Origin of the sequence: Enterobacter sp. Lyrl_3 (genome assembly GCF_051948675.1) — a bacterium.
Taxonomy (GTDB): domain Bacteria; phylum Pseudomonadota; class Gammaproteobacteria; order Enterobacterales; family Enterobacteriaceae; genus Enterobacter; species Enterobacter cloacae.
This window is the reverse complement of record NZ_JAYJLI010000002.1, coordinates 409,077-430,569: the sequence shown is the minus strand read 5'-3', so window position 1 is coordinate 430,569 and position 21,493 is coordinate 409,077. Positions and strand designations below refer to the sequence as shown.

Below are 21,493 nucleotides of genomic sequence, written 5' to 3'. Positions count from 1 at the left end.
ACGGGCCGCCAGGTTAAAAGAGGAATGCGTTATGTATTACGGATTTGATATTGGCGGCACCAAAATTGCGCTCGGCGCGTTTGATAACGATCTCAAACTGCAGTGGGAAACCCGCGTTCCCACGCCGCGCGAAAGCTACGATGAATTTTTAACCGCCATTGCCGCGCTGGTGGCGCAAGCGGATGAACGCTTTGGCGTGAAAGGCAGCGTCGGCATCGGTATTCCAGGCATGCCTGAAACCGACGACGGCACGCTGTATGCCGCCAACGTACCTGCTGCCAGCGGCAAACCGCTGCGCGCCGATCTCTCTGCTCTCCTTGAACGCGACGTGCGTTTAGATAACGATGCCAACTGCTTTGCGCTCTCTGAAGCCTGGGATGATGAATTCCGTCACTATCCGCTGGTGATGGGGTTGATCCTTGGCACCGGCGTTGGCGGGGGAATTGTGATTAATGGCAAACCGATCACCGGGCGCAGCTATATCACGGGAGAGTTTGGTCATATCCGTTTACCGGTAGATGCGCTTGAGGTCGTGGGACGCGATTTCCCGCTTACCCGCTGCGGCTGTGGTCAGCATGGCTGTATTGAGAACTACCTGTCAGGTCGTGGGTTTGCATGGCTTTACGAACACTTCTATCATCAGAAACTCGAAGCCCCTCAAATCATTACCCTGTGGGAGCAGGGCGATGCGCAGGCGCGAGAGCACGTTGAACGTTATCTCGATCTGCTGGCGGTGTGTCTGGGAAATATCCTCACCATCGTCGATCCGGATCTGCTGGTGATTGGGGGCGGGTTATCAAACTTTACCGCGATAACGGAACACCTGTCCGGGCGTCTGCCCCGACATTTATTGCCAGTCGCCCGCGTGCCGCGTATTGAACGTGCGCGACACGGGGACGCAGGAGGCATGCGCGGAGCCGCATTCCTTCATCTCACCGACTAGTTTACGAGGTTACTATGCTGTCGCGTCGCCAGGGTCGACTCAGCCGTTTTCGCAAAAATAAACGCCGCTTACGTGAGCGCTTGCGCCAGCGGATCTTTTTCAGAGACAGAATGATGCCAGAAGCGATGGATAAACCCAGAGTGGTGGTGCTGACCGGGGCGGGGATCTCTGCCGAGTCCGGTATTCGAACCTTCCGTGCTGCGGACGGGTTGTGGGAAGAGCACCGTGTGGAGGATGTGGCGACACCAGAAGGCTTCGCCCGTGACCCGGATCTTGTGCAGGCATTTTACAATGCCCGCCGTCGTCAGCTTCAGCAGCCAGAAATAGCGCCTAATCCGGCGCACCTGGCGCTGGCGAAGCTGGAGGAGGCGCTGGGTGACCGTTTTCTGCTGGTTACGCAGAACATTGATAACCTGCACGAGCGAGCCGGCAACAAAAACATCATCCACATGCACGGCGAGCTACTGAAGGTGCGCTGTGCCTGGAGCGGCCAGGTGCTGGACTGGAAAGAGGACGTGCTGCCTGAGGATAAATGTCACTGCTGCCAGTTCCCTTCGCGTCTGCGTCCGCATGTGGTCTGGTTTGGTGAAATGCCGCTGGGGATGGATGAGATTTACAGCGCGCTGGCCATGGCGGATGTGTTTATCGCCATCGGTACCTCTGGGCATGTCTATCCGGCGGCGGGGTTTGTTCACGAAGCGCGTCTGCACGGTGCGCATACCGTAGAGCTGAACCTCGAACCCAGCCAGGTGGGAAGCGAGTTTGAAGAGAAGCACTATGGGCTGGCAAGCGAGGTCGTACCCGAGTTCGTCGACAAGCTGCTCAAAGGTCTGTAATAGCGACAGTATGAAAAGGCACCCGTTAAGCGGGTGCTTTTTTGTTTATAAACTCGTCCGCTGAAATTACCATTAATGATGTTTACTAAACCACAATATAAGCCCTGTTAATTAGTGTGGATGCTATTATTTTGTGCATTCACTCAAAATAGTGCTTAATAATGCTCGTTATCGTGGTGTAGAAAGAGGATGCTAATAAATATAACGTCGATAAGGAGGATGGGATATGTACGGATTTATTGCGAGACAACCCATTTTTAACCCGGATATGAATACGGTAGCTTATGAACTGCTTTTCAGGGATGGGATGGCAAACCGTTTTCCGGATGTATCGGCAGAATATGCAACATCCAGAATGATATCCGACCATTTTTTATCTATACCGTCTCAGCGTATCGCCGGGACACAGACCTTGTTTATCAACTTTCCATCCAGAATGGTCATCGACCGCAGCGGTGAGGCGCTGGACAAGGAGAGCGTGGTCATTGAGATCCTTGAAGATGCGGTTCCCGGCGAGGCGTTATTGCAGGCCGTGAAAGAGATGAATGCGCACGGATATCGCTTTGCGCTTGATGATTTTACCCTCGCGCCGGAATGGGATCGCTTTTTACCCTATATTTCTGTACTTAAATTTGATGTCAGAAATTATACCTTAGCGCAAATTCAGGATTACCTGCGTACACGTAAAAGCCTGACTCACCATATAAAGTATCTCGCTGAAAAAGTTGAGACTAAAGAGGAATTCAAACGCTATCGTGATGCCGGTTTTTCGCTTTTTCAGGGTTACTTTTTCTGTCGCCCTGAAGTGATTAAATATAAACGCTTATCACAAAATCAACTGGCGATTTTCCGCCTGCAGATGGAAGTGGGGCGGAATAAACCTGATTTTCGGATCATCGAGTCGTTAATAAAAACCGATCTCACCTTGTCCTATAAAATCATGCGTTATATGAAACACACGGCGTTTAAACACGTCGGTGCCTGCAATTTTAGCAAGTTAACGCTCAGCGAAGTCCTCAGGTATCTGGGGGAAAATCAGCTGCGACGCTTTGTTGCGGTGGTGGTGCTGGCCAGTGCCGGCAACGACACCGTCGACGAGCTGTATCCTCTGAGCATGATGCGGGGCAAATTCTGTGAGCTGATTGCAGAGAAGATGCCTGCGCCGGGGCTGGCGGAAAACGCGTTTATGTGTGGCCTGTTCTCTCTGCTCGATACCTTGCTTGAATTGCCAATGGCGGAGTTGATGAAGCAAATAGCGGTGCCGCAGGCTGTCAGCCAGGCCCTGTGTCATCAGGAAGGCGTGTTAGCCGATATGGTGGCGCTGTGCCGCCACTATGAACAGCAGGAGTGGGAGGAGGCGGCCAGGATAGCGAACGGTCTTGGGCTGTCGGATGACGACGTTGTCGATGCCATGAGAATGGCGACGATCTGGGCAGGGGAAAATGCGGCGGGTTAAGGCCCCTCACGGCGTGGCGACGTGAGGAGCCAGACTGCGGCCCTTATCGGCCGGCTTTTAATTTCTGATAATACTCTTCATACAGACGGCTCGCATCGCCGACATCGTTTTGCCATTCACCTTTGCTGATGGTGTCGGCATCCGGGTAGAGGGATTTATCATTCGCCACTTCAGGCTTCAGCAGCTTGCGGGCGGCCAGGTTTGGCGTCGGGTAGCCAATGGTCTCGGCAACCTGCTTCGCCACGTCCGGGCGCAGCAGGAAGTTAATGAGCTTCAGGGCACCGTCAACGTTTTTCGCATTCGCAGGAATAGCCAGGCTGTCCATCCAGAAGATACCGCCTTCTTTCGGCCAGACGACCTCCAGCGGCGTACCGGCCTGACGCGCAACCCATGCAGAGCCGTTCCACACCATGCCGAGATTTACTTCCCCTTCCATATACGGATTCGCCGGGTTATCGGAGTTGAACGCCGCCACGTTAGGCATCAGTTTTTTCAGCTCGTTATAGGCCGCTTCAATCTCTTTCGGGTCCGTTGTGTTGCCCGAGTAACCCAGCTTGCGCAGCGCCACCTGGAACACTTCACGGGCATCGTCGGTTAAGAGCAGGCTGCCTTTGTATTCAGGCTTCCACAGATCGGCCCACTGGGTCACGGTTTTAGGATCGATTGCTTCGCTGTTAACGCCGATGGCGGTCGCACCCCAGATGTACGGAATGGAGTAGTCGTTGTTCGGATCGAACGGTTTGTTGAGCATCTGCGGATCGAGGTTGTTGAAGTTGGTCAGCTTCGACTTGTCAATCTTCTGGATCATGCCTTCTTTGCGCATCTTGTCGACGAAGTAGGTCGATGGCACCACCAGATCGTACGCGCCGTCCTTGTACGTTTTAAGCTTGGCGTACATGGTTTCATTGGACTCGTAGGTAGAGTAGATGACCTTAATGCCCGTCTCTTTGGTGAACTGCTCCAGCAGACCCGGCGGCACATACTCAGTCCAGTTATAGAAGTAGAGCGTTTTGCTGTCATCAGCGTGCGCGACGCCCATTCCGAGCACCAGTGCCGCAGCGGCAAGCATTTTTTTCATTTCATTGTCCCCTGAGATTTTGTTTTATCACGAGCAATAATCTGGCTGGCAATCACCAGTACCAGAGAGAACACTAACAGTATGGTCGCCAGCGCGTTCACCTCAGGCGAGACGCCGACTTTCACCATCGAATAGATTTTCAACGGCAGAATTTCATAGCTCGGCCCGGTCACAAAAGAGGAGACCACAACGTCATCCATCGACAGGGTGAAGCTGAGCAGCCACCCGGCCGCGACGGCGGGCATCGCCAGCGGCAGGATAATTTTGCGCAAAATGGTCATCTCGCTGGCGCCGAGATCTTTCGCGGCCTCCAGCATACGCACATCAAAGCCTTTCAGGCGTGCATAGACCGTCACCACCACAAATGGCAGGCAGAAGGTGATGTGGGAAAACAGCAGCGACCAGAAGCCGAGCTGGACACCCAGCAGCATAAACAGTACCAGCAGAGAAATCGCCATGACGATATCCGGTGACATCATCACCACAAACAGCATGCCGCTGACGAACGGTTTACCGCGAAAGCGGTAGCGATACAGTGCCACGGCGGTGAGTGAACCAATCAGCGTGGCGAACGTTGCTGAAAAAATCGCCATGGTTAATGAGTGCTGCGCGGCCTGGAGCAGGCTGTCGTTGTTCATCAGCAGGCTGTACCAGTTAGTGGTAAAGCCCTGCCAGTTGATCCCGAAGCGTGAACTGTTAAACGAGTTCACGATCAAAATGATAATCGGAATATACAGGTAAGCGTAAATGGCGGTCATAAAACCGCCGCGAAGCAGTCGACCGATCATTCGAGTTCCACCTTCTTATTCAGCAGCCGTGAAGCGCGCCAGTAAACCAGCAGCATCAGACCCATCACCACCGTCAGCGTAATGCTGGTGGCGGAGCCGAACGGCCAGTCGCGAATGTTAAGGAACTGGCTCTTAATCACGTTTCCGATCAGCAGGTTTTTCGCACCGCCCATCAGGTCAGAGACGTAGAACAAGCCCATCGCCGGAAGCATCACCAGCAGACAGCCCGCGATAATGCCGGGCATCGTCAGCGGAATGATAATGCGGAAAAAGGTCTGCAGCTTATTCGCCCCCAGATCTTTGGCCGCTTCCAGCAGCGGTTTATCCAGCTTCTCAATGCTGGAGTAGAGCGGCATCACCATAAACGGCAGCAGGATATAGACCAGACCAATAATCACCGCACCCGGGGTAAACATAATGCGGATTGGCGTATCAATCACCCCCAGCCACAGCAGAAACTCGTTCAGATAGCCTTTGGTGCTGAGGAAAATTTTCAGCCCGTAGATGCGAATTAAGGAGTTGGTCCAGAAAGGCACAATCAGTAAAAAGAGCAGCAGCGGGCGGATTTTTTGCGGCAGACGCGCCAGGAACCACGCGAAGGGATACCCCAGCACCAGGCAGGCAACGGTGGCGATCAGCGCCATATTCAATGAGTGCAGCAGCACATCAAAGTAGAGCGGATCGAGCAAACGTGAGTAGTTATCCAGCGTAAAGACCAGCGCCACAAAGTGGGCATCATCGCGGGTCAAAAAGCTGGTGGCGATGATCATCAGGTTGGGTAAAAAGACAAACAACACAAGCCAACCGACGATCGTGGCAATCACCACATTCTGGAATTTACTTGTGTTCTTCATCAGCCAGCACAACCTCCCAGCTTTCTACCCAGTTAATCACCATTTTTTGATCGAGCGAATGATCAAAGTCCGGGTCGTCCTCGTTAAAGAACTCGCTGACCATCACCATCTTACCGTTTTCCAGTTCGACAACGGATTCCAGCGTCATCCCCTTGTAATTACGCTCGCGGATATAGCCGATCAATCCTTCGGCTTGCGCATTGCCGTGGATCTCCTCGACGCGCAGATCTTCCGGGCGTAACAGCACGTTGAGCTTTTGTCCCTTCTCAACGGCAAAGTTAACGGTGATATTGCACTCGCGGCCTTCGACATTCGCCCGAACGCGCTGCTCATCCAGACGCTCGATAACCGTGGCGTTGAAGATATTGATCTCGCCAATGAAGCTGGCCACAAACAGGTTTTTCGGCTCTTCGTAAATTTCACGCGGCGTGCCGTCCTGCTCGATTTTACCATCACGCATCACCACGATACGGTCGGACATGGTGAGCGCTTCTTCCTGGTCATGCGTCACAAAGACGAAGGTGATGCCGAGCTTACGCTGCAGGGCCTTAAGCTCGTTCTGCATCTGCTTGCGCAGTTTGTAGTCCAGCGCGGAGAGGGACTCATCCAGCAGAAGCAGACGCGGTTTGTTGACCACCGCACGGGCGATGGCCACACGTTGCTGTTGACCACCAGACAGCTGATGCGGTTTGCGTTGAGCAAACTCCTCCAGCTGTACCATCCGTAGCGCCTCGGTCACGCGCGGCGGGATCTCGCTGGCCGGTGTTTTTTGCATCCGCAGACCAAACGCAACGTTTTCAAACACGGTCATGTGCGGGAACAAAGCATAGCTTTGAAAGACGGTGTTAACGTGACGATCTTCAGCGGGGACCTGGGTAATGTCCTGCTTTTCAAGGTGGATATGGCCGCTATCGACGCTTTCCAGCCCGGCGATAAGGCGCAGTACGGTTGTCTTGCCGCAGCCAGAAGGGCCAAGCAGCGTGAGGAATTCACCATCATTGATGGTCAGATTGAGGTCGGAAATGACATCTTTACCATCAAAACTTTTACGAATTCGTTCCAGTTGCACCAGCGGTGAACGTGAACGGGATTGAGTATTCAATTTTTGCGCTGTCCCATATAGACGCTCCGGGCAGCAGACCGAAGCGGGGTTTGTGTGTAACCACCTTGGTGACTCGTAATGAGGGCGGACATTCTACGGCAAACCACTGTAATCGCCAATCCTTGTCACTGATTCATAAGCTACATTTACTGACGTACACGATATAAACGGAAAATATTCTCGTTTGCGGGATAAAAGTGACCTGACGCAATATTTGCGTTTTGATGCTTATTGATAATGTTGTCACAAAAAGTGAGGGTGACTGCATGGATAAATTACTTGAGCGTTTTTTACAGTACGTTTCGCTGGATACCCAATCTAAACCGGGTGTCCGCCAGGTGCCAAGCACCGAAGGCCAGTGGAAGTTATTAAACCTGCTCAAAGAGCAGCTTGAGGCCATGGGGCTGGTCAATGTCACCCTGAGCGAAAAAGGCACTGTGATGGGAACGCTGCCTGCCAATGTCCCCGGCGATATTCCGGCGATTGGCTTTATCTCCCATGTCGACACCTCTCCGGATTTTAGCGGTAAACATGTTAATCCGCAGATTGTGGAAAACTACCGTGGCGGTGACATTGCGCTGGGAATAGGTGACGAAGTGCTTTCGCCGGTGATGTTCCCGGTGCTGCACCAGCTGCTTGGGCAGACGCTGATCACCACGGATGGCAAAACGCTGCTGGGGGCGGATGACAAAGCGGGTATCGCGGAGATCATGACGGCACTGGCGGTGCTGAAAGGAAAAAATATTCCGCACGGTGATATCCGTGTGGCCTTTACGCCGGACGAAGAGGTGGGCAAGGGGGCGAAACATTTTGATGTCGAGGCATTTAACGCGCAGTGGGCCTATACCGTGGACGGCGGTGGCGTGGGCGAACTGGAATTTGAAAACTTCAATGCCGCGTCCGTGACCATCAAAATTGTGGGTAATAATGTGCATCCCGGCTCCGCCAAAGGCGTGATGGTGAATGCGCTGTCGCTGGCGTCCCGTATTCATGCGGAAGTCCCGGCGAATGAGAGCCCTGAGCAGACTGAAGGTTATGAAGGTTTTTATCACCTGACCAGCATCAAAGGCACGGTGGACAGCGCGCAGATGCACTACATCGTGCGTGACTTTGACCGTAAAGCGTTCGAAGCACGCAAGCGTAAGATGATGGAAATCGCGAAGAAGGTGGGTAAGGGGCTACACCCGGACTGCTATATTGAGCTGATTATTGAAGACAGCTACTACAATATGCGCGAGAAGGTCATGGAGCATCCGCATATCCTGGATATCGCCCAGCAGGCCATGCGCGACTGCGATATTGAGCCGGTGCTGAAGCCGATTCGCGGCGGCACCGACGGTTCGCAACTGTCCTTTATGGGATTGCCGTGCCCGAATCTCTTTACCGGGGGATACAACTACCACGGTAAGCATGAGTTTGTGACGCTGGAAGGGATGGAAAAAGCGGTGAAGGTGATTGTGCGGATTGCGGAGTTAACCGCGAAGCGCTAAGACATCGCCCGGTGGCGCTGCGCTTACCGGGCCTACAGGAACAGGTAGGCCGGGTAAGGCGTAGCCGCCACCCGGCATCTGGAAAAGGAGTGCCCATGTCAAACTACCGTCGCCATTACGTCCCCGGCGGCACCTGGTTTTTTACCGTTAACCTGCAAAACCGACAGAGCGATTTACTTACCCGCCATATTGATAGCCTCCGCCAGGCCACCTCCTCGGTGAAACGATCAAAGCCCTTTACGATTAATGGCTGGGTGATCCTTCCTGAACATATGCACTGTATCTGGACCTTGCCGGAAGGTGACAGCGATTTTTCCGGGCGCTGGCGTGAGATCAAAAAAACGTTCTCACGAAATATTGAAATGCGCCATATCTGGCAGGCGCGTTTCTGGGAACATACCATCCGCAACGACAATGATTACCGCCGACATATGGATTACATCTACCTCAACCCGGTGAAACATGGGTACGTTGGTAAGGTTGTCGACTGGCCGTTTTCAACGTTTCATCGGGATGTACGGGAAGGGTTGTATCCGGCGGATTGGGCCGCGGAGATTGTGGATTTTGCGGCGGGGGAGTGGAAGTAAAAACGCCGGGTAAGCGCAGCGCCACCCGGCAATACATTACAACTCAGTCCTCAAAGAACCAATACCCGCTGTTGACCAGCGCGGCAAGCATGGCGAGGAAAGAGGGATCTTCCAGGGCGTCGCCAAAGGTATCGGCAGTCAATACCAGATGGCTGGCGATGGCTTCCAGCGCCGGGCGATGCGGAGAATCCAGCTTCTCGCCGTTGACGAAGACATCTTCACCGATGCGCAGCACGCGTAACCCACCCAGGCGAACCAGCTTGTCACCCTGCTGCAGCGCATCATAAATCTCGTCGGCCTGATACGGCGGCTCCGGAGGTGCCACATCCAGCTCGTGACGTGACTGGCTGATAAACTCACCAAACCACTGTCTGAAATGTTCCGGCTCGTTGATCAGATCCAGCATCATGCCGCGCAGCTTATCCAGTTCTGCTGGCAGAATGTCTGCCGGATGCTCGCGGGAAGGCACATCCGGATCGCTGTAGCGATGGCTGCCCAGCTCGCGTTGCAGTACGTAATCGGCAAAACCACTGATCATCTCACGACCGCTTGGCGCGCGGAACCCGACAGAGTAGTTGAGGGAGTTTTCCAGCGAGTAGCCTTCATGCGGGAATCCCGGCGGAATATAAAGAATATCTCCCGGCTCCAGCTCTTCGTCGATGATCCCGTCAAACGGATCCACCTGAAGCAGGTCAGGATGCGGGCAGTGCTGTTTCATCGGCACTTTTTCACCCACGCGCCAGCGACGGCGGCCGGTCCCCTGAATGATAAACACATCGTACTGATCCAGATGTGGGCCAACGCCGCCCCCAGGCACGGAGAAGGAGATCATCAGATCGTCCATTCGCCAGTCGGGCAGGGCGCGGAACGGGCGCATTAAGGCTGCCGTCGGCTCGTGCCAGTGGTTGACCGCCTGCACCAGTAATGACCAGTTATTTTCACCGAGGTGATCGTAGCTTTCGAAAGGACCATGGTTGACCTGCCATTTTCCATCCTGGTGGCTCACCAGGCGGCTGTCGACTTCGTTTTCCATGGCCAGGCCAGCCAGTTCGTCAGGCGAGATAGGGTCGACAAAATTGCTGAACCCGCGCTTAAGAACTACCGGGCGTTTCTGCCAGTAGCGTTCAATAAACTCGGGCCAGTTCAGTGCTAAGTGATAATCCATATTTTTTTATTCCGCAGGCTCTTACTGAGTCGGATTATAACGGAAGCGCAGAAGCCTGGGTGCGAGATCCGCGCATTTTTCACATAACGGGCTAACTATCGTTCGATGTGGGCTGCTGACGGCCAAAAATCACTTCCATTCTGGCACCGCCAAGTAAACTTTCACCGGTTTCGATTTTGCCATCGTACTGGTCGACAATCTCGCGTGCGACGGACAACCCCACCCCCTGGCCGGGACGCAATGTATCCGCACGCTGACCGCGATCAAATACCACGTCACGTTTGTTGCGCGGGATCCCCGGGCCATCGTCCTCAACAATGATGTGCAGCTCGTTGTCCGTCTGACGGGCGGAAACCTCCACGAACTCCAGACAATATTTACAGGCGTTATCGAGCAGGTTACCCATCACCTCCATGAAATCATTTTTTTCGCCGACGAAACTGATTTCAGGAGAGATATCGAGACTGATGTTCACCCCTTTACGCTGATACACCTTATTCAGCGCAGAGGTCAGGTTATCCAGCAGAGGTGCCACGGGGTGCAGCTCCCGGCTCAGCAGGGCGCTGCCGGAACGCATGCTGGCGCGATGAAGATAGTAGCCAATTTGCTGCGAAATACGGCTGATCTGCTCCAGCATCACCGGCTCGGCATCATCGACGCTCATTCTGGAGCTGCGCATGGATCGCAGGGTGCTTTGCATGACGGCCAGCGGGGTCTTCAGGCTGTGAGTGAGGTCAGTCAACGTGGTGCGGTATTTATCGTAGCGCTCGCGTTCACTTTTCAGCAGGCGGTTAAGGTTACGCACCAGACTTGTTAGCTCACGCGTTGTCTCAGGATTAAGCTTCTCGCGATGATGCTCCTCCAGCTCGCGAACCTCTTTCGCCAGCGATTCAATCGGGCGCAAACTCCACCAGGCAGCAATCCACAGCAGCGGTATGACCAGCAGCAGATTGGCAGCCAGCACGTAGACGAACCAGCCCCAGACCCGATAAGAGCGTTTAAGCTCGACGGGGATGGTATCCACCACCACGATGGTCAGCTGCGGCATGTCAGGCGTGGCGGGATAGAGGTTGATGGCGACGGAGTGGGTCATTTCTGTTTCGGCGTCATCGGCGCGGATCTCATTCAGCTTTTTTTGCAGAGAGCGATCTTCGCGCAGCAGGCTGCTGGTGGTATTCAGATCGGCTTCAATTTCATGAAATCCGTTGGTTTTCAGCCATTCCGGGCGGATGCTTTTCACCAGCCAGGGAACATCACGCTGTGCCCACAGCAGTTTCCCTTTTTCATTGTAAATCAGCGCCAGCGTGGGACTCTGCTGGTTAAGATTCTCCGGCATCTCGACGCTGATCTGGTTGTTTTCCCACTTTGCGAGGGTATAAAACAGGTTGCTCTCACCGCGCAGCAGACGAAAGGTCGTTTTATCAAAACTGACGCTGTAACCAACCAGCGCCACCATGCCGTAAGAAAGCGACAGCACCAGCACAACGGCGGCTGTGGCCAGCAAAAAGCGAACCCGCAGTGAAAGGGGCATAATGTGCCGCATTAGTCGTTTCATTTAGCGTAATTCGAACAGGTAGCCCTGACCGCGCACGGTTGTGATCACATCATGCGGATACTGCGCCTGAATCTTCTTACGCAAACGGCCCATCAGCACATCAATGGTGTGACTCTCACGCAGTTCGGCATCCGGATAAAGCTGGAGCATTAAGGAGTCTTTGCTCACCACTTTACCGTTGTTACGGATCAGCGTTTCCATGATGGTGTATTCGAAGGCTGTCAGTTTGATGACTTCATTGTTGATTGAGAATTCCCGACGGGAGAGATCCACCTGGAAAGGTGGAAGGGAAATCACCTGGGAGGCGAGCCCGCTGTTGCGGCGTAACAGTGCCTGCATGCGTGCCGCCACTTCTTCAATATGAAACGGTTTGGTGACGTAATCATCGGCACCGGCACTGAGCGCTTCCACTTTGTCCTGCCAGCCTTCACGTGCGGTCAGCACCAGGACAGGAAGGGAGACATCGTGGCTGCGCCAGCGGCGAATCAATGACAGTCCGTCTTCGTCAGGTAACCCGAGATCAACGATGGCGATATCCGGCAGGTGTTCATTGAGATAATAATCGGCTTCTTTTGCATCTTCCGCATCATCCACCTGATGTCCCATCTCCTGAAGCTGAACCTTCAGGTGATGACGTAGCAATGCGTTATCCTCAACAACCAGTACGCGCATCATCTTTCTCCCAGAATTAATAGTATGAATAGTTTAACGCTGATTATGTTGTTGTGGGGATAAACATTGAGTAAACCGGGGAAAAAGCAGCCCCCTTTTCGGGCGAAAAGGGGGCGGGGGGGATTACTTCAGCTCGTCGACCATGGTGATGGCGCGGCCAATGTAATTCGCTGGTGTCATCTCTTTCAGGCGGGTTTTTTCCGCTTCCGGCAATTCGAGGCTATCGATAAACTGTTTCATACCTTCCGCATCGACACGTTTACCGCGGGTCAGCTCTTTCAGTTTTTCATACGGTTTTTCGATCCCGTAACGACGCATCACGGTCTGGATCGGCTCGGCCAGCACTTCCCAGTTGTGGTCCAGCTCATCCAGCAGACGATCGCGGTTCACTTCCAGCTTGCTCACCCCTTTCAGGGTGGACTGATAGGCGATCAGCGCATAGCCAATCCCCACGCCCAGGTTACGCAGCACGGTGGAGTCGGTCAGGTCGCGCTGCCAGCGGGAAACCGGCAGTTTGCTCGCCATATGCTGCAACACGGCGTTGGCCAGACCCAGGTTGCCTTCGGAGTTTTCGAAGTCAATCGGGTTCACTTTGTGCGGCATGGTTGAAGAGCCGATTTCACCGGCGATGGTCTTCTGCTTGAAGTGGTTCAGCGCGATATAACCCCACACGTCGCGGTCGAAGTCGATCAGAATGGTGTTGAAGCGGGCGATACAGTCGAACAGCTCGGCGATATAGTCGTGCGGCTCAATCTGAGTGGTGTACGGGTTCCACTGAATTCCCAAGGAGGTCACGAACTCTTCACTGAACTGATGCCAGTCCACTTCCGGGTAAGCGGCGATATGGGCGTTGTAGTTACCTACCGCACCATTGATTTTACCGAGGATCTCAATCTGTTCCAGTTGACGATACTGACGCTCCATACGGTATGCCACGTTAGCCATCTCTTTACCCATCGTCGATGGCGTAGCGGGCTGACCATGGGTACGGGAGAGCAGGGGAATGTCGCGGTATTCCACAGACAACGCTTTCACCGCGTCAATGATTTTACGCCAGTAAGGCAGAACCACCTCTTTGCGCGCGGTAGAGAGCATCAATGCGTGAGACAGGTTATTGATGTCTTCAGAAGTACAGGCGAAGTGAATGAATTCAGACACCGCGTGCAGCGCCGGAACGCTTGCCACTTTCTCTTTCAGGAAGTATTCAACCGCTTTTACGTCGTGGTTGGTGGTACGTTCAATGGTCTTGATGCGAGCAGCATCTTCTTCATTGAAGTCAGCAACGATTTTATCAAGGTAATCGTTTGCCTGGGCGTCAAAAGCAGGAACTTCCTTGATTGCTGCCTGGGCGGCCAGCTTTTGCAGCCAGCGTACTTCAACCTGAACACGGAACTTCAGCAGGCCATATTCGCTGAAGATCCCGCGCAGCGCGCTGACTTTATCGCCGTAGCGTCCATCGACAGGGGATACGGCGGTCAGTGAGGATAATTCCATAATTCGCAACTCCGGGAGGTTAACAATGAGCAAGAATTTGTTTTGCCTGAGTCGTCAGGCGATTACGAGAAAACATTAACTGCAGGCGGCCACCGCCAACCTGATGCCACAGCACGGCGGCACGGATACCGGCCAGCAGCGAGGCGCGTACTTTTGCCTGAACCTGCGGGCTTTGCAGTACGGCAGGTGAACCGGTGACCTGGATACGCGGGCCCAGCGGACTGATGACATCAACATAAATACCGGCCATGGCGCTCAACAGCGTTTCAGACTGCAGATCAAAATGGTCGAGCTGACGCTGCAATCCGGCAATGCGGTCACCCAGCGTATTCAGCGCGCCTTTCGCTGCGCTGAGTTTACGTTCCAGCACCATCAGGCTTAATGTATAACGGGTAAGCTCTGCGTTTAATCCCTGACGGCTGCTTGCATTAAGCACGCCAAGCAAGGTTTCAAGACCGAGACGAAGATTGGTTTCGCTGCCACCGAAGACACCCAGGGTTGAACCGGGGTTGAGATCGATAACGCTGTTGAGCGAAACGTGCAGCGCGTCAGCGTCACAATGACCCTGATGAGCCAGCTGTTGCACCAGACGGGCTGACTGGCAAATTCCCGCCAGTGCCAGGGTGATGTCATAATAGTTCTTCGCCACACGTTCTCCTTTATGTGTGCAATCGGGTTAAACGGCCGGCAGCGGCAGGCGCTGTTCTATGATCCCACCACCCAGGCAGATATCACCGCTGTAGAAGACGGCGGACTGGCCCGGCGTGACGGCTGCAACTGGCTCGTCAAAACGCACGTCAATGCGATCGTCATCCAGCGCGGTAATGGTGCAGGGGATATCCGTCTGACGGTAGCGTGTTTTTACCGTGCAGCGCAGGGTACCTTTGAGCGGTTCACGGTCGACCCAGTGCAACTGTTGCGCGATCAGGCCAACGGACATCAGACGCGGATGGTCGTGCCCCTGAGCGACGATCAGAATATTGTTTTCGACATCTTTGTCGACCACGTACCACGGATCTTCGCTACCGTCTTTGGTACCGCCGATACCCAGGCCTTTACGCTGGCCGAGGGTGTGGTACATCAGCCCCTGATGCTGGCCAATTTCGTCGCCATCGACGGTGACAATTTTGCCCGGCTGTGCAGGCAGGTAGCGACCAAGGAAATCGCGGAATTTGCGCTCGCCAATAAAGCAGATACCGGTGGAGTCTTTTTTCTTCGCGGTGATCAGATCCAGCTCTTCAGCGATTTTACGGACTTCTGGCTTTTCCAGCTCGCCAACCGGGAACAGGCTTTGTGCAATCTGTTCATGGCTTAGCGTATAAAGGAAATAGCTCTGATCTTTATTACCGTCCAGACCGCGCAGCAGCTGGCTTTTGCCGTTCACATCGGCGCGGCGCACGTAGTGACCGGTCGCAATATAGTCTGCGCCCAGATCTTCCGCCGCGAATTCGAGGAAGGCTTTAAATTTGATCTCTTTGTTGCACAGAATATCCGGGTTTGGGGTACGGCCCGCTTTGTACTCTTCCAGGAAAAGCTCAAACACGTTATCCCAGTATTCTGCGGCAAAGTTAACGGTGTGCAGTTCTATGCCGAGCTTGTCGCACACGGCCTGCGCATCGGCGAGATCCGCAGCGGCAGTGCAATATTCCTCGCCATCATCTTCCTCCCAGTTCTTCATGAACAGGCCCTCCACCTTATAGCCCTGTTGTTGCAACAGGTAGGCGGAAACGGAGGAATCGACACCGCCGGACATGCCGACGATCACTTTTTTCTGGCTGTTATCTGACATGGAATACTCACGACATTGAACTTCAAGGCGGCGTATTCTATCACGCCCCCCCACCATTGACACCCTCTGTAAACGGCCAGTTAAATTCTGCGATGACCTCCAGCGGCAAGCGTGCGCCTGACTGCCAGCAGCGAATGCTTTCGGCAACCAGCGGCGAGCGCAGGTTTGGCGCGTTCAGGATCTCGTCGGCGGTGACCCACAGGCAGCGATCGATATCGTCGTCGTGCGGCTCAGTGGCGCACGTTTCGCTAAGCTCGACGGCAAATAAAAAACGCAGGAAGGGCGTTTTATCAGGCGCAATCCACTGATGCATACGAATGAAGTGCTGAGGATCCGCGTGGATGCCCGTCTCTTCCCAGAGTTCACGTTTTGCGGCCTGTAATAAGGTTTCATTGGCTTCCAGATGCCCGGCTGGCTGATTCCACAGCGCTTTGCCGTTAATACTCTCTTCTACAACCAGGAATTTCCCCTGCGCGTGAACCACACAGGCGACCGTGACATGAGGTTTAAACATATTGACTCCTTAAGGGGCAACGTCCCGCCATTCACCGTTAGCCAGGGAATCCAGCGTGTAACTGCCCATGGCATAGCGAATCAGGCGCAGGGTAGGGAAGCCCACGTGGGCGGTCATGCGCCGAACCTGACGGTTGCGGCCTTCATAAAGGGTGATTTTGAGCCAGCTGGTGGGAATAGATTTGCGCTCGCGAATGGGCGGGTTGCGCGGCCACAGCCACTCCGGTTCATTCACACGTTCAATACCTGCGGGCAGGGTGGGGCCATCGTTTAACGTCACGCCATTGCGGAGTGCGGCGAGCGCCTCTTCATCCGGCTCACCTTCCACCTGCACAAAGTAAATTTTTCCGGTGCGTTTTCCGGGCTGCGTGAGTTTTGCCTGTAGGGCTCCGTCGTTGGTTAAGACCAGCAGACCTTCGCTATCGCGGTCCAGACGACCCGCGGCATAAACGCCCTGAACAGGAATGTAATCCTTTAACGTGCTGCGCCCGGCTTCGTCGGTAAACTGCGGCAACACATCGTAGGGTTTATTGAACAAAATAACCCGCTTTGGCTGGCTTTCTTGCGGTCTTCTGGCGGCTTGTCGTGAGCTGAATCGCTCAACCCGGTGTTTTGTAAAAGAAGTTTTCTTCATGGTATTTTCAGGCGTTATCAATTGCCGCATTATAGCCTAATAACGAAGACCTTTCATGGCGCAGGACAATCAGGTACTATCGAAGGGCTCATTACAATTTATTAACATAAGATCAGTAACAACCAGAAGCGCTCGAAGGAGAGGTTAATGGAAAGCAAAGTAGTTGTTCCGGCGGAAGGTAAAAAGATCACCCTGCAAAACGGCAAGATTAACGTTCCTCACAATCCGATCATTCCATTCATCGAAGGTGATGGTATCGGTGTAGACGTTACCCCGGCAATGCTGAAAGTGGTTGATGCCGCTGTTGAGAAAGCCTACAAAGGCGAGCGTAAAATTTCCTGGATGGAAATTTACACCGGTGAAAAATCTACTCAAGTTTATGGCCAGGACGTTTGGCTGCCAGCAGAAACGCTGGACCTGATCCGCGACTACCGCGTTGCTATCAAAGGCCCACTGACGACGCCAGTTGGCGGCGGTATCCGTTCCCTGAACGTGGCACTGCGTCAGGAGCTGGACCTGTACGTGTGTCTGCGTCCGGTTCGTTACTATCAGGGCACCCCAAGCCCGGTTAAGCACCCTGAGCTGACCGATATGGTTATCTTCCGCGAAAACTCAGAAGACATCTACGCGGGTATCGAATGGAAAGCTGACTCTGCTGACGCAGAAAAAGTGATTAAATTCCTGCGCGAAGAGATGGGCGTGAAGAAAATTCGCTTCCCTGAGCATTGCGGTATCGGCATCAAGCCGTGCTCCGAAGAAGGGACCAAACGTCTGGTGCGCGCAGCAATTGAATACGCGATCACCAACGACCGTGACTCTGTGACCCTGGTTCACAAAGGCAACATCATGAAGTTCACCGAAGGCGCGTTCAAAGACTGGGGTTACCAGTTGGCGCAAGAAGAGTTCGGCGGTGAGCTGATCGACGGCGGCCCATGGCAGAAGATCAAGAACCCGAACACCGGGAAAGAGATCATCATTAAAGATGTTATCGCCGATGCGTTCCTGCAGCAGATCCTGCTGCGTCCAGCGGAATACGACGTGATCGCCTGTATGAACCTGAACGGTGACTACATCTCCGATGCCCTGGCTGCACAGGTTGGCGGTATCGGTATCGCCCCAGGCGCGAACATCGGTGACGAATGCGCCCTGTTCGAAGCAACCCACGGTACTGCACCAAAATACGCAGGCCAGGACAAAGTGAACCCAGGCTCTATCATCCTGTCCGCAGAGATGATGCTGCGTCATATGGAATGGTTCGAAGCCGCAGACCTGATCGTCAAAGGTATGGAAGGCGCGATTAACGCGAAAACCGTAACCTATGACTTCGAACGTCTGATGGAAGGCGCTAAGCTGCTGAAATGTTCAGAGTTTGGTGACGCGATTATCGCGAATATGTAATCCAGATTCTGGGTTAAACAAGAACGGGAGCTTGATGGCTCCCGTTTTTATTTTGTGTGAAACCGGTATCACGACTACCACGGAAATTTCATAAAAAAATTCATACTCAGAACATTCCCGGGAAATAAGCGAAAGCGAGACTATAGCTTCTGACAGAAATGGCTATGTGAGCGCATCAACGTTATTCGCTCTCGAAAGCGAACGGTGTGGAAATGTTATCCGGCATGACGTTAGCAGTCATAAATACTTTGGGAATGGACGCAACTGTTCGTATTATGTCCCTGAAAGATTTAATCAGGAGAAATTGATATGGAAGAGGTTATTTATGTTATCGATGATGATGATGCATATCGGTCGTTTGTTGTTCAGTTCTTAACAGCCGCGGGCTATCAGACGTTTGACTTCAGTAATGCCGAAGAATTTTTATCCTCTCCCATCGTTGATCATCCTTCATGCTTAATACTTGAATTAAACCTTCCGCGTATGAATGGCTTTGACGTGATGGATGCACTCAAAGCGCGTGGATGCGCTATACCGGTACTCATTCTGACGAAGAGCGGCTCCATCCCTGCCTGCGTTCGGGCAATGAAAGCAGGCGCCCGGGATTTTTTGACCAAACCGGTCGAACCTGAACAACTTTTGCGCGTGGTGAATGAGGTATTGATCGACGCGACAAACCATTTTCTGGAACAGCAACGGTTATTTGAACTGTGCAAAAATTACCAGGCGTTGACGCGACGTGAGAAACAGATTTTTGAGCTGGCAATTAATGGCTTGCAAAATAAACAAATCGCATCGGAACTGGGCATAACAGAAATTACGGTGAAGGTACATCGACGCAGGGTGATGGATAAAATGCAGGTTCGTACGTTAGCGGATCTGGTACATGCTGCCGGCACGTTGCAAATCGGTAAATCCCGCTGTCCACCCCGCAGGCTTTATTGATAACGCGGCGATCGTCACCGGACAGTTTATATTACTCTGACATTCATTCAGATTATTGTCCCCCTGGGGTGTTGAATTTTGCTACTCTATGAGAGGTAACGCCTCTCAACCGGGGCGGTCTACGATAATGGAATGAATTGATTATGAGTGAAAATGATACTATCCCACAGAAGTCTACAAGCCAGATTAACAAAGCGGTATTCTTCACATCTGCTTTGTTAATTTTCCTTCTTGTCGCCTTTGCCGCAGTATTCCCGGATCTGGCCGACAAAAAATTCAAACTCCTGCAGCAACAGATATTCACCAATGCCAGCTGGTTCTACATTCTTGCTGTCGCCCTGATTTTACTGAGCGTTACTTTCCTCGGTCTTTCGCGTTACGGTGATATCAAACTGGGGCCGGATCATGCCCAGCCTGATTTCAGCTACCATTCCTGGTTTGCGATGCTGTTTTCGGCAGGGATGGGGATCGGCCTGATGTTCTTTGGCGTTGCCGAACCGGTAATGCATTACCTTTCGCCACCCGTCGGCACCCCTGAAACCGTAGCTGCAGCGAAAGAAGCCATGCGCCTGACGTTCTTCCACTGGGGACTGCATGCATGGGCCATCTATGCCATTGTGGCGCTGATTCTGGCATTCTTCAGCTACCGTCACGGTTTGCCATTAACGCTGCGTTCCGCACTCTATCCCATCATCGGCGATCGCATCTATGGTCCTGTCGGCCATGCAGTCGATATTTTTGCGGTGATAGGGACGGTCTTTGGCGTTGCCACATCGCTGGGTTACGGTGTTTTGCAGGTTAATGCCGGTCTGAACCATCTTTTTGGGGTGCCCATCAATGAAACGGTGCAGGTCATTCTGATTGTGGTCATCACGGGGTTAGCGACGATTTCAGTGGTGTCCGGTCTGGACAAGGGAATACGTATCCTCTCTGAACTCAATCTGGGTCTGGCTGTTTTACTTCTGGCGCTTGTGCTGTGTCTTGGACCAACCGTACTTTTACTGAAATCTTTTGTCGAAAATACCGGCGGTTATCTTTCGGAATTAGTGAGTAAAACCTTTAACCTTTACGCCTACGAACCGAAATCAAGCAACTGGCTTGGTGGCTGGACGCTGTTGTACTGGGGATGGTGGCTTTCCTGGTCGCCGTTTGTCGGTATGTTCATCGCGCGCGTATCCCGTGGCAGGACAATTCGTGAGTTTGTTACGGGCGTGCTGTTTGTTCCCGCAGGTTTTACCCTCATGTGGATGACGGTGTTTGGTAACAGCGCCATTTATCTCATCATGAATCAGGGAGCAACAGACCTGGCAAATACCGTCCAGCAGGATGTCGCGCTGGCCCTGTTTAATTTCCTTGAACATTTCCCGTTTTCCTCAGTGTTGTCATTTATTGCAATGGCGATGGTCATTGTCTTCTTTGTCACCTCGGCTGACTCCGGGGCGATGGTTGTTGATACGCTGGCATCGGGTGGCGTCGCTAATACGCCAGTATGGCAACGAATTTTCTGGGCCTCGCTTATGGGAATTGTGGCCATTGCACTGCTGATTGCGGGTGGGCTGAGCGCGCTGCAAACCGTGACAATAGCGAGCGCATTACCATTCTCCGTGATCTTATTGATCTCAATATACGGACTGTTAAAAGCCCTGCGTCGGGATTTGACCAAACGTGAAAGCCTGAGCATGGCGACGATTGCGCCGACTGCCGCACGTAACCCTATTCCGTGGCAGAGAAGGTTGCGCAATATTGCCTATCTGCCGAAACGTTCTCTGGTGAAACGGTTTATGGACGACGTTATCCAGCCTGCCATGACGTTGGTTCAGGAAGAACTGAACAAGCAGGGGACGTTGAGTCATATCAATGATGCGGCTGACGATCGTCTCCGGCTTGAAGTTGATTTAGGCAATGAGCTGAACTTTATTTATGAAGTGAGGCTACGTGGCTATAATTCGCCAACTTTTGCTCTTGCCGCTATGGATAATGACGAGCAACAGGCAGAGCAACACCGCTATTATCGCGCTGAAGTGTATCTGAAAGAGGGCGGTCAGAACTATGATGTGATGGGCTGGAATCAGGAACAGCTTATCAATGACATACTGGACCAGTACGAAAAACATCTGCACTTCCTGCATCTGGTTCGTTAATACCAAAATGCCGTCCGATGGGACGGCATTTATTTTGCCACTGACTGTGTGAG

At 53.0% G+C, this 21,493-nt stretch carries 20 protein-coding genes; 8 read left to right on the top strand and 12 right to left on the bottom strand.

The features are described 5' to 3' along the window. The first annotated feature begins 31 nt into the window (after positions 1 to 31). The 3 genes from nagK (at position 32) to VF709_RS07260 (ending at position 3,235) form a co-directional block, all read left to right on the top strand. The gene (nagK, locus tag VF709_RS07270) at positions 32 to 943 is read left to right on the top strand and encodes an N-acetylglucosamine kinase (RefSeq protein ID WP_038979828.1); all 912 of its coding nucleotides are present in this window, start codon (positions 32 to 34) and stop codon (positions 941 to 943) included. Between the two features lie 14 nt (positions 944 to 957). Then, positions 958 to 1,779 (top strand): Sir2 family NAD+-dependent deacetylase, encoded by an 822-nt coding sequence (cobB, locus tag VF709_RS07265; RefSeq protein ID WP_029881967.1) that lies wholly within the window; start codon positions 958 to 960, stop codon positions 1,777 to 1,779. Positions 1,780 to 2,005: 226 nt separating this feature from the next. Next, positions 2,006 to 3,235, top strand: coding sequence for an EAL and HDOD domain-containing protein (locus VF709_RS07260; RefSeq protein ID WP_149896479.1), 1,230 nt, complete (start codon positions 2,006 to 2,008; stop codon positions 3,233 to 3,235). A gap of 43 nt (positions 3,236 to 3,278) precedes the next feature. Here VF709_RS07260 and potD read toward each other — a convergent pair whose 3' ends face one another. The 4 genes from potD to potA are packed head-to-tail and all read right to left on the bottom strand — an operon-like array spanning position 3,279 to position 7,057. Further along, entirely contained in the window at positions 3,279 to 4,313 is a 1,035-nt protein-coding gene (gene potD, locus VF709_RS07255) for a spermidine/putrescine ABC transporter substrate-binding protein PotD (protein ID WP_013097092.1), read from the bottom strand. Further along, positions 4,310 to 5,101, bottom strand: coding sequence for a spermidine/putrescine ABC transporter permease PotC (gene potC, locus VF709_RS07250; protein WP_013097091.1), 792 nt, complete (start codon positions 5,099 to 5,101; stop codon positions 4,310 to 4,312). Before potC ends, potD begins: the two co-directional genes overlap by 4 nt. Then, positions 5,098 to 5,955: a spermidine/putrescine ABC transporter permease PotB gene (gene potB, locus VF709_RS07245; protein WP_040019558.1), complete on the bottom strand. Its 858-nt coding sequence runs from the start codon at positions 5,953 to 5,955 to the stop codon at positions 5,098 to 5,100. The genes potC and potB overlap by 4 nt, the downstream gene beginning before the upstream one ends. Continuing rightward, the gene (gene potA, locus VF709_RS07240; protein WP_013097089.1) at positions 5,939 to 7,057 is read right to left on the bottom strand and encodes a spermidine/putrescine ABC transporter ATP-binding protein PotA; all 1,119 of its coding nucleotides are present in this window, start codon (positions 7,055 to 7,057) and stop codon (positions 5,939 to 5,941) included. Before potA ends, potB begins: the two co-directional genes overlap by 17 nt. 266 nt (positions 7,058 to 7,323) lie before the next feature. Between potA and pepT the strand changes: the two genes are divergently transcribed. Both pepT and VF709_RS07230 read left to right on the top strand, forming a co-directional pair. After that, complete coding sequence (gene pepT, locus VF709_RS07235; protein ID WP_013097087.1) at positions 7,324 to 8,547, top strand: peptidase T; 1,224 nt, start codon at positions 7,324 to 7,326, stop codon at positions 8,545 to 8,547. 95 nt (positions 8,548 to 8,642) lie between these two features. Beyond that, the gene (locus VF709_RS07230; protein WP_038419118.1) at positions 8,643 to 9,134 is read left to right on the top strand and encodes an REP-associated tyrosine transposase; all 492 of its coding nucleotides are present in this window, start codon (positions 8,643 to 8,645) and stop codon (positions 9,132 to 9,134) included. Between the two features lie 43 nt (positions 9,135 to 9,177). Here the strand turns inward: VF709_RS07230 and VF709_RS07225 are convergent, their stop codons facing one another. The 8 genes from VF709_RS07225 to rluE form a co-directional block, all read right to left on the bottom strand. Continuing rightward, on the bottom strand, positions 9,178 to 10,299 hold the full coding sequence (locus tag VF709_RS07225) for a ribosomal protein uL16 3-hydroxylase (RefSeq protein ID WP_038419119.1): 1,122 nt from the start codon (positions 10,297 to 10,299) through the stop codon (positions 9,178 to 9,180). A 91-nt stretch (positions 10,300 to 10,390) separates the two neighbouring features. Continuing rightward, on the bottom strand, positions 10,391 to 11,854 hold the full coding sequence (gene phoQ / locus VF709_RS07220) for a two-component system sensor histidine kinase PhoQ (protein WP_029881973.1): 1,464 nt from the start codon (positions 11,852 to 11,854) through the stop codon (positions 10,391 to 10,393). After that, positions 11,855 to 12,526, bottom strand: coding sequence for a two-component system response regulator PhoP (phoP, locus tag VF709_RS07215; RefSeq protein ID WP_440231231.1), 672 nt, complete (start codon positions 12,524 to 12,526; stop codon positions 11,855 to 11,857). Between the two features lie 123 nt (positions 12,527 to 12,649). Then, positions 12,650 to 14,020 (bottom strand): adenylosuccinate lyase, encoded by a 1,371-nt coding sequence (gene purB, locus VF709_RS07210; RefSeq protein ID WP_058684515.1) that lies wholly within the window; start codon positions 14,018 to 14,020, stop codon positions 12,650 to 12,652. 19 nt (positions 14,021 to 14,039) lie between these two features. Further along, positions 14,040 to 14,669, bottom strand: a complete 630-nt coding sequence (hflD, locus tag VF709_RS07205) for a high frequency lysogenization protein HflD (protein WP_013097081.1) — start codon at positions 14,667 to 14,669, stop codon at positions 14,040 to 14,042. A gap of 27 nt (positions 14,670 to 14,696) precedes the next feature. Continuing rightward, a complete protein-coding gene (mnmA, locus tag VF709_RS07200) occupies positions 14,697 to 15,809 on the bottom strand; it encodes a tRNA 2-thiouridine(34) synthase MnmA (RefSeq protein WP_013097080.1) in 1,113 nt (370 codons plus the stop codon). A 40-nt stretch (positions 15,810 to 15,849) separates the two neighbouring features. Further along, positions 15,850 to 16,323, bottom strand: a complete 474-nt coding sequence (locus tag VF709_RS07195) for an NUDIX hydrolase (protein ID WP_038419123.1) — start codon at positions 16,321 to 16,323, stop codon at positions 15,850 to 15,852. Between the two features lie 9 nt (positions 16,324 to 16,332). Beyond that, the gene (gene rluE / locus VF709_RS07190) at positions 16,333 to 16,986 is read right to left on the bottom strand and encodes a 23S rRNA pseudouridine(2457) synthase RluE (protein ID WP_029881977.1); all 654 of its coding nucleotides are present in this window, start codon (positions 16,984 to 16,986) and stop codon (positions 16,333 to 16,335) included. 117 nt (positions 16,987 to 17,103) lie between these two features. On the opposite strand from rluE, the gene icd reads away from it, so the two are divergent. The 3 genes from icd to VF709_RS07175 all read left to right on the top strand — a co-directional run bounded on the left by icd (position 17,104) and on the right by VF709_RS07175 (position 21,440). Further along, complete coding sequence (icd, locus tag VF709_RS07185) at positions 17,104 to 18,354, top strand: NADP-dependent isocitrate dehydrogenase (protein ID WP_013097077.1); 1,251 nt, start codon at positions 17,104 to 17,106, stop codon at positions 18,352 to 18,354. A gap of 309 nt (positions 18,355 to 18,663) precedes the next feature. Next, positions 18,664 to 19,299: a response regulator transcription factor gene (locus VF709_RS07180; protein ID WP_013097076.1), complete on the top strand. Its 636-nt coding sequence runs from the start codon at positions 18,664 to 18,666 to the stop codon at positions 19,297 to 19,299. A 143-nt stretch (positions 19,300 to 19,442) separates the two neighbouring features. Next, positions 19,443 to 21,440: a BCCT family transporter gene (locus VF709_RS07175; RefSeq protein ID WP_114518681.1), complete on the top strand. Its 1,998-nt coding sequence runs from the start codon at positions 19,443 to 19,445 to the stop codon at positions 21,438 to 21,440. Positions 21,441 to 21,493: the final 53 nt, after the last annotated feature.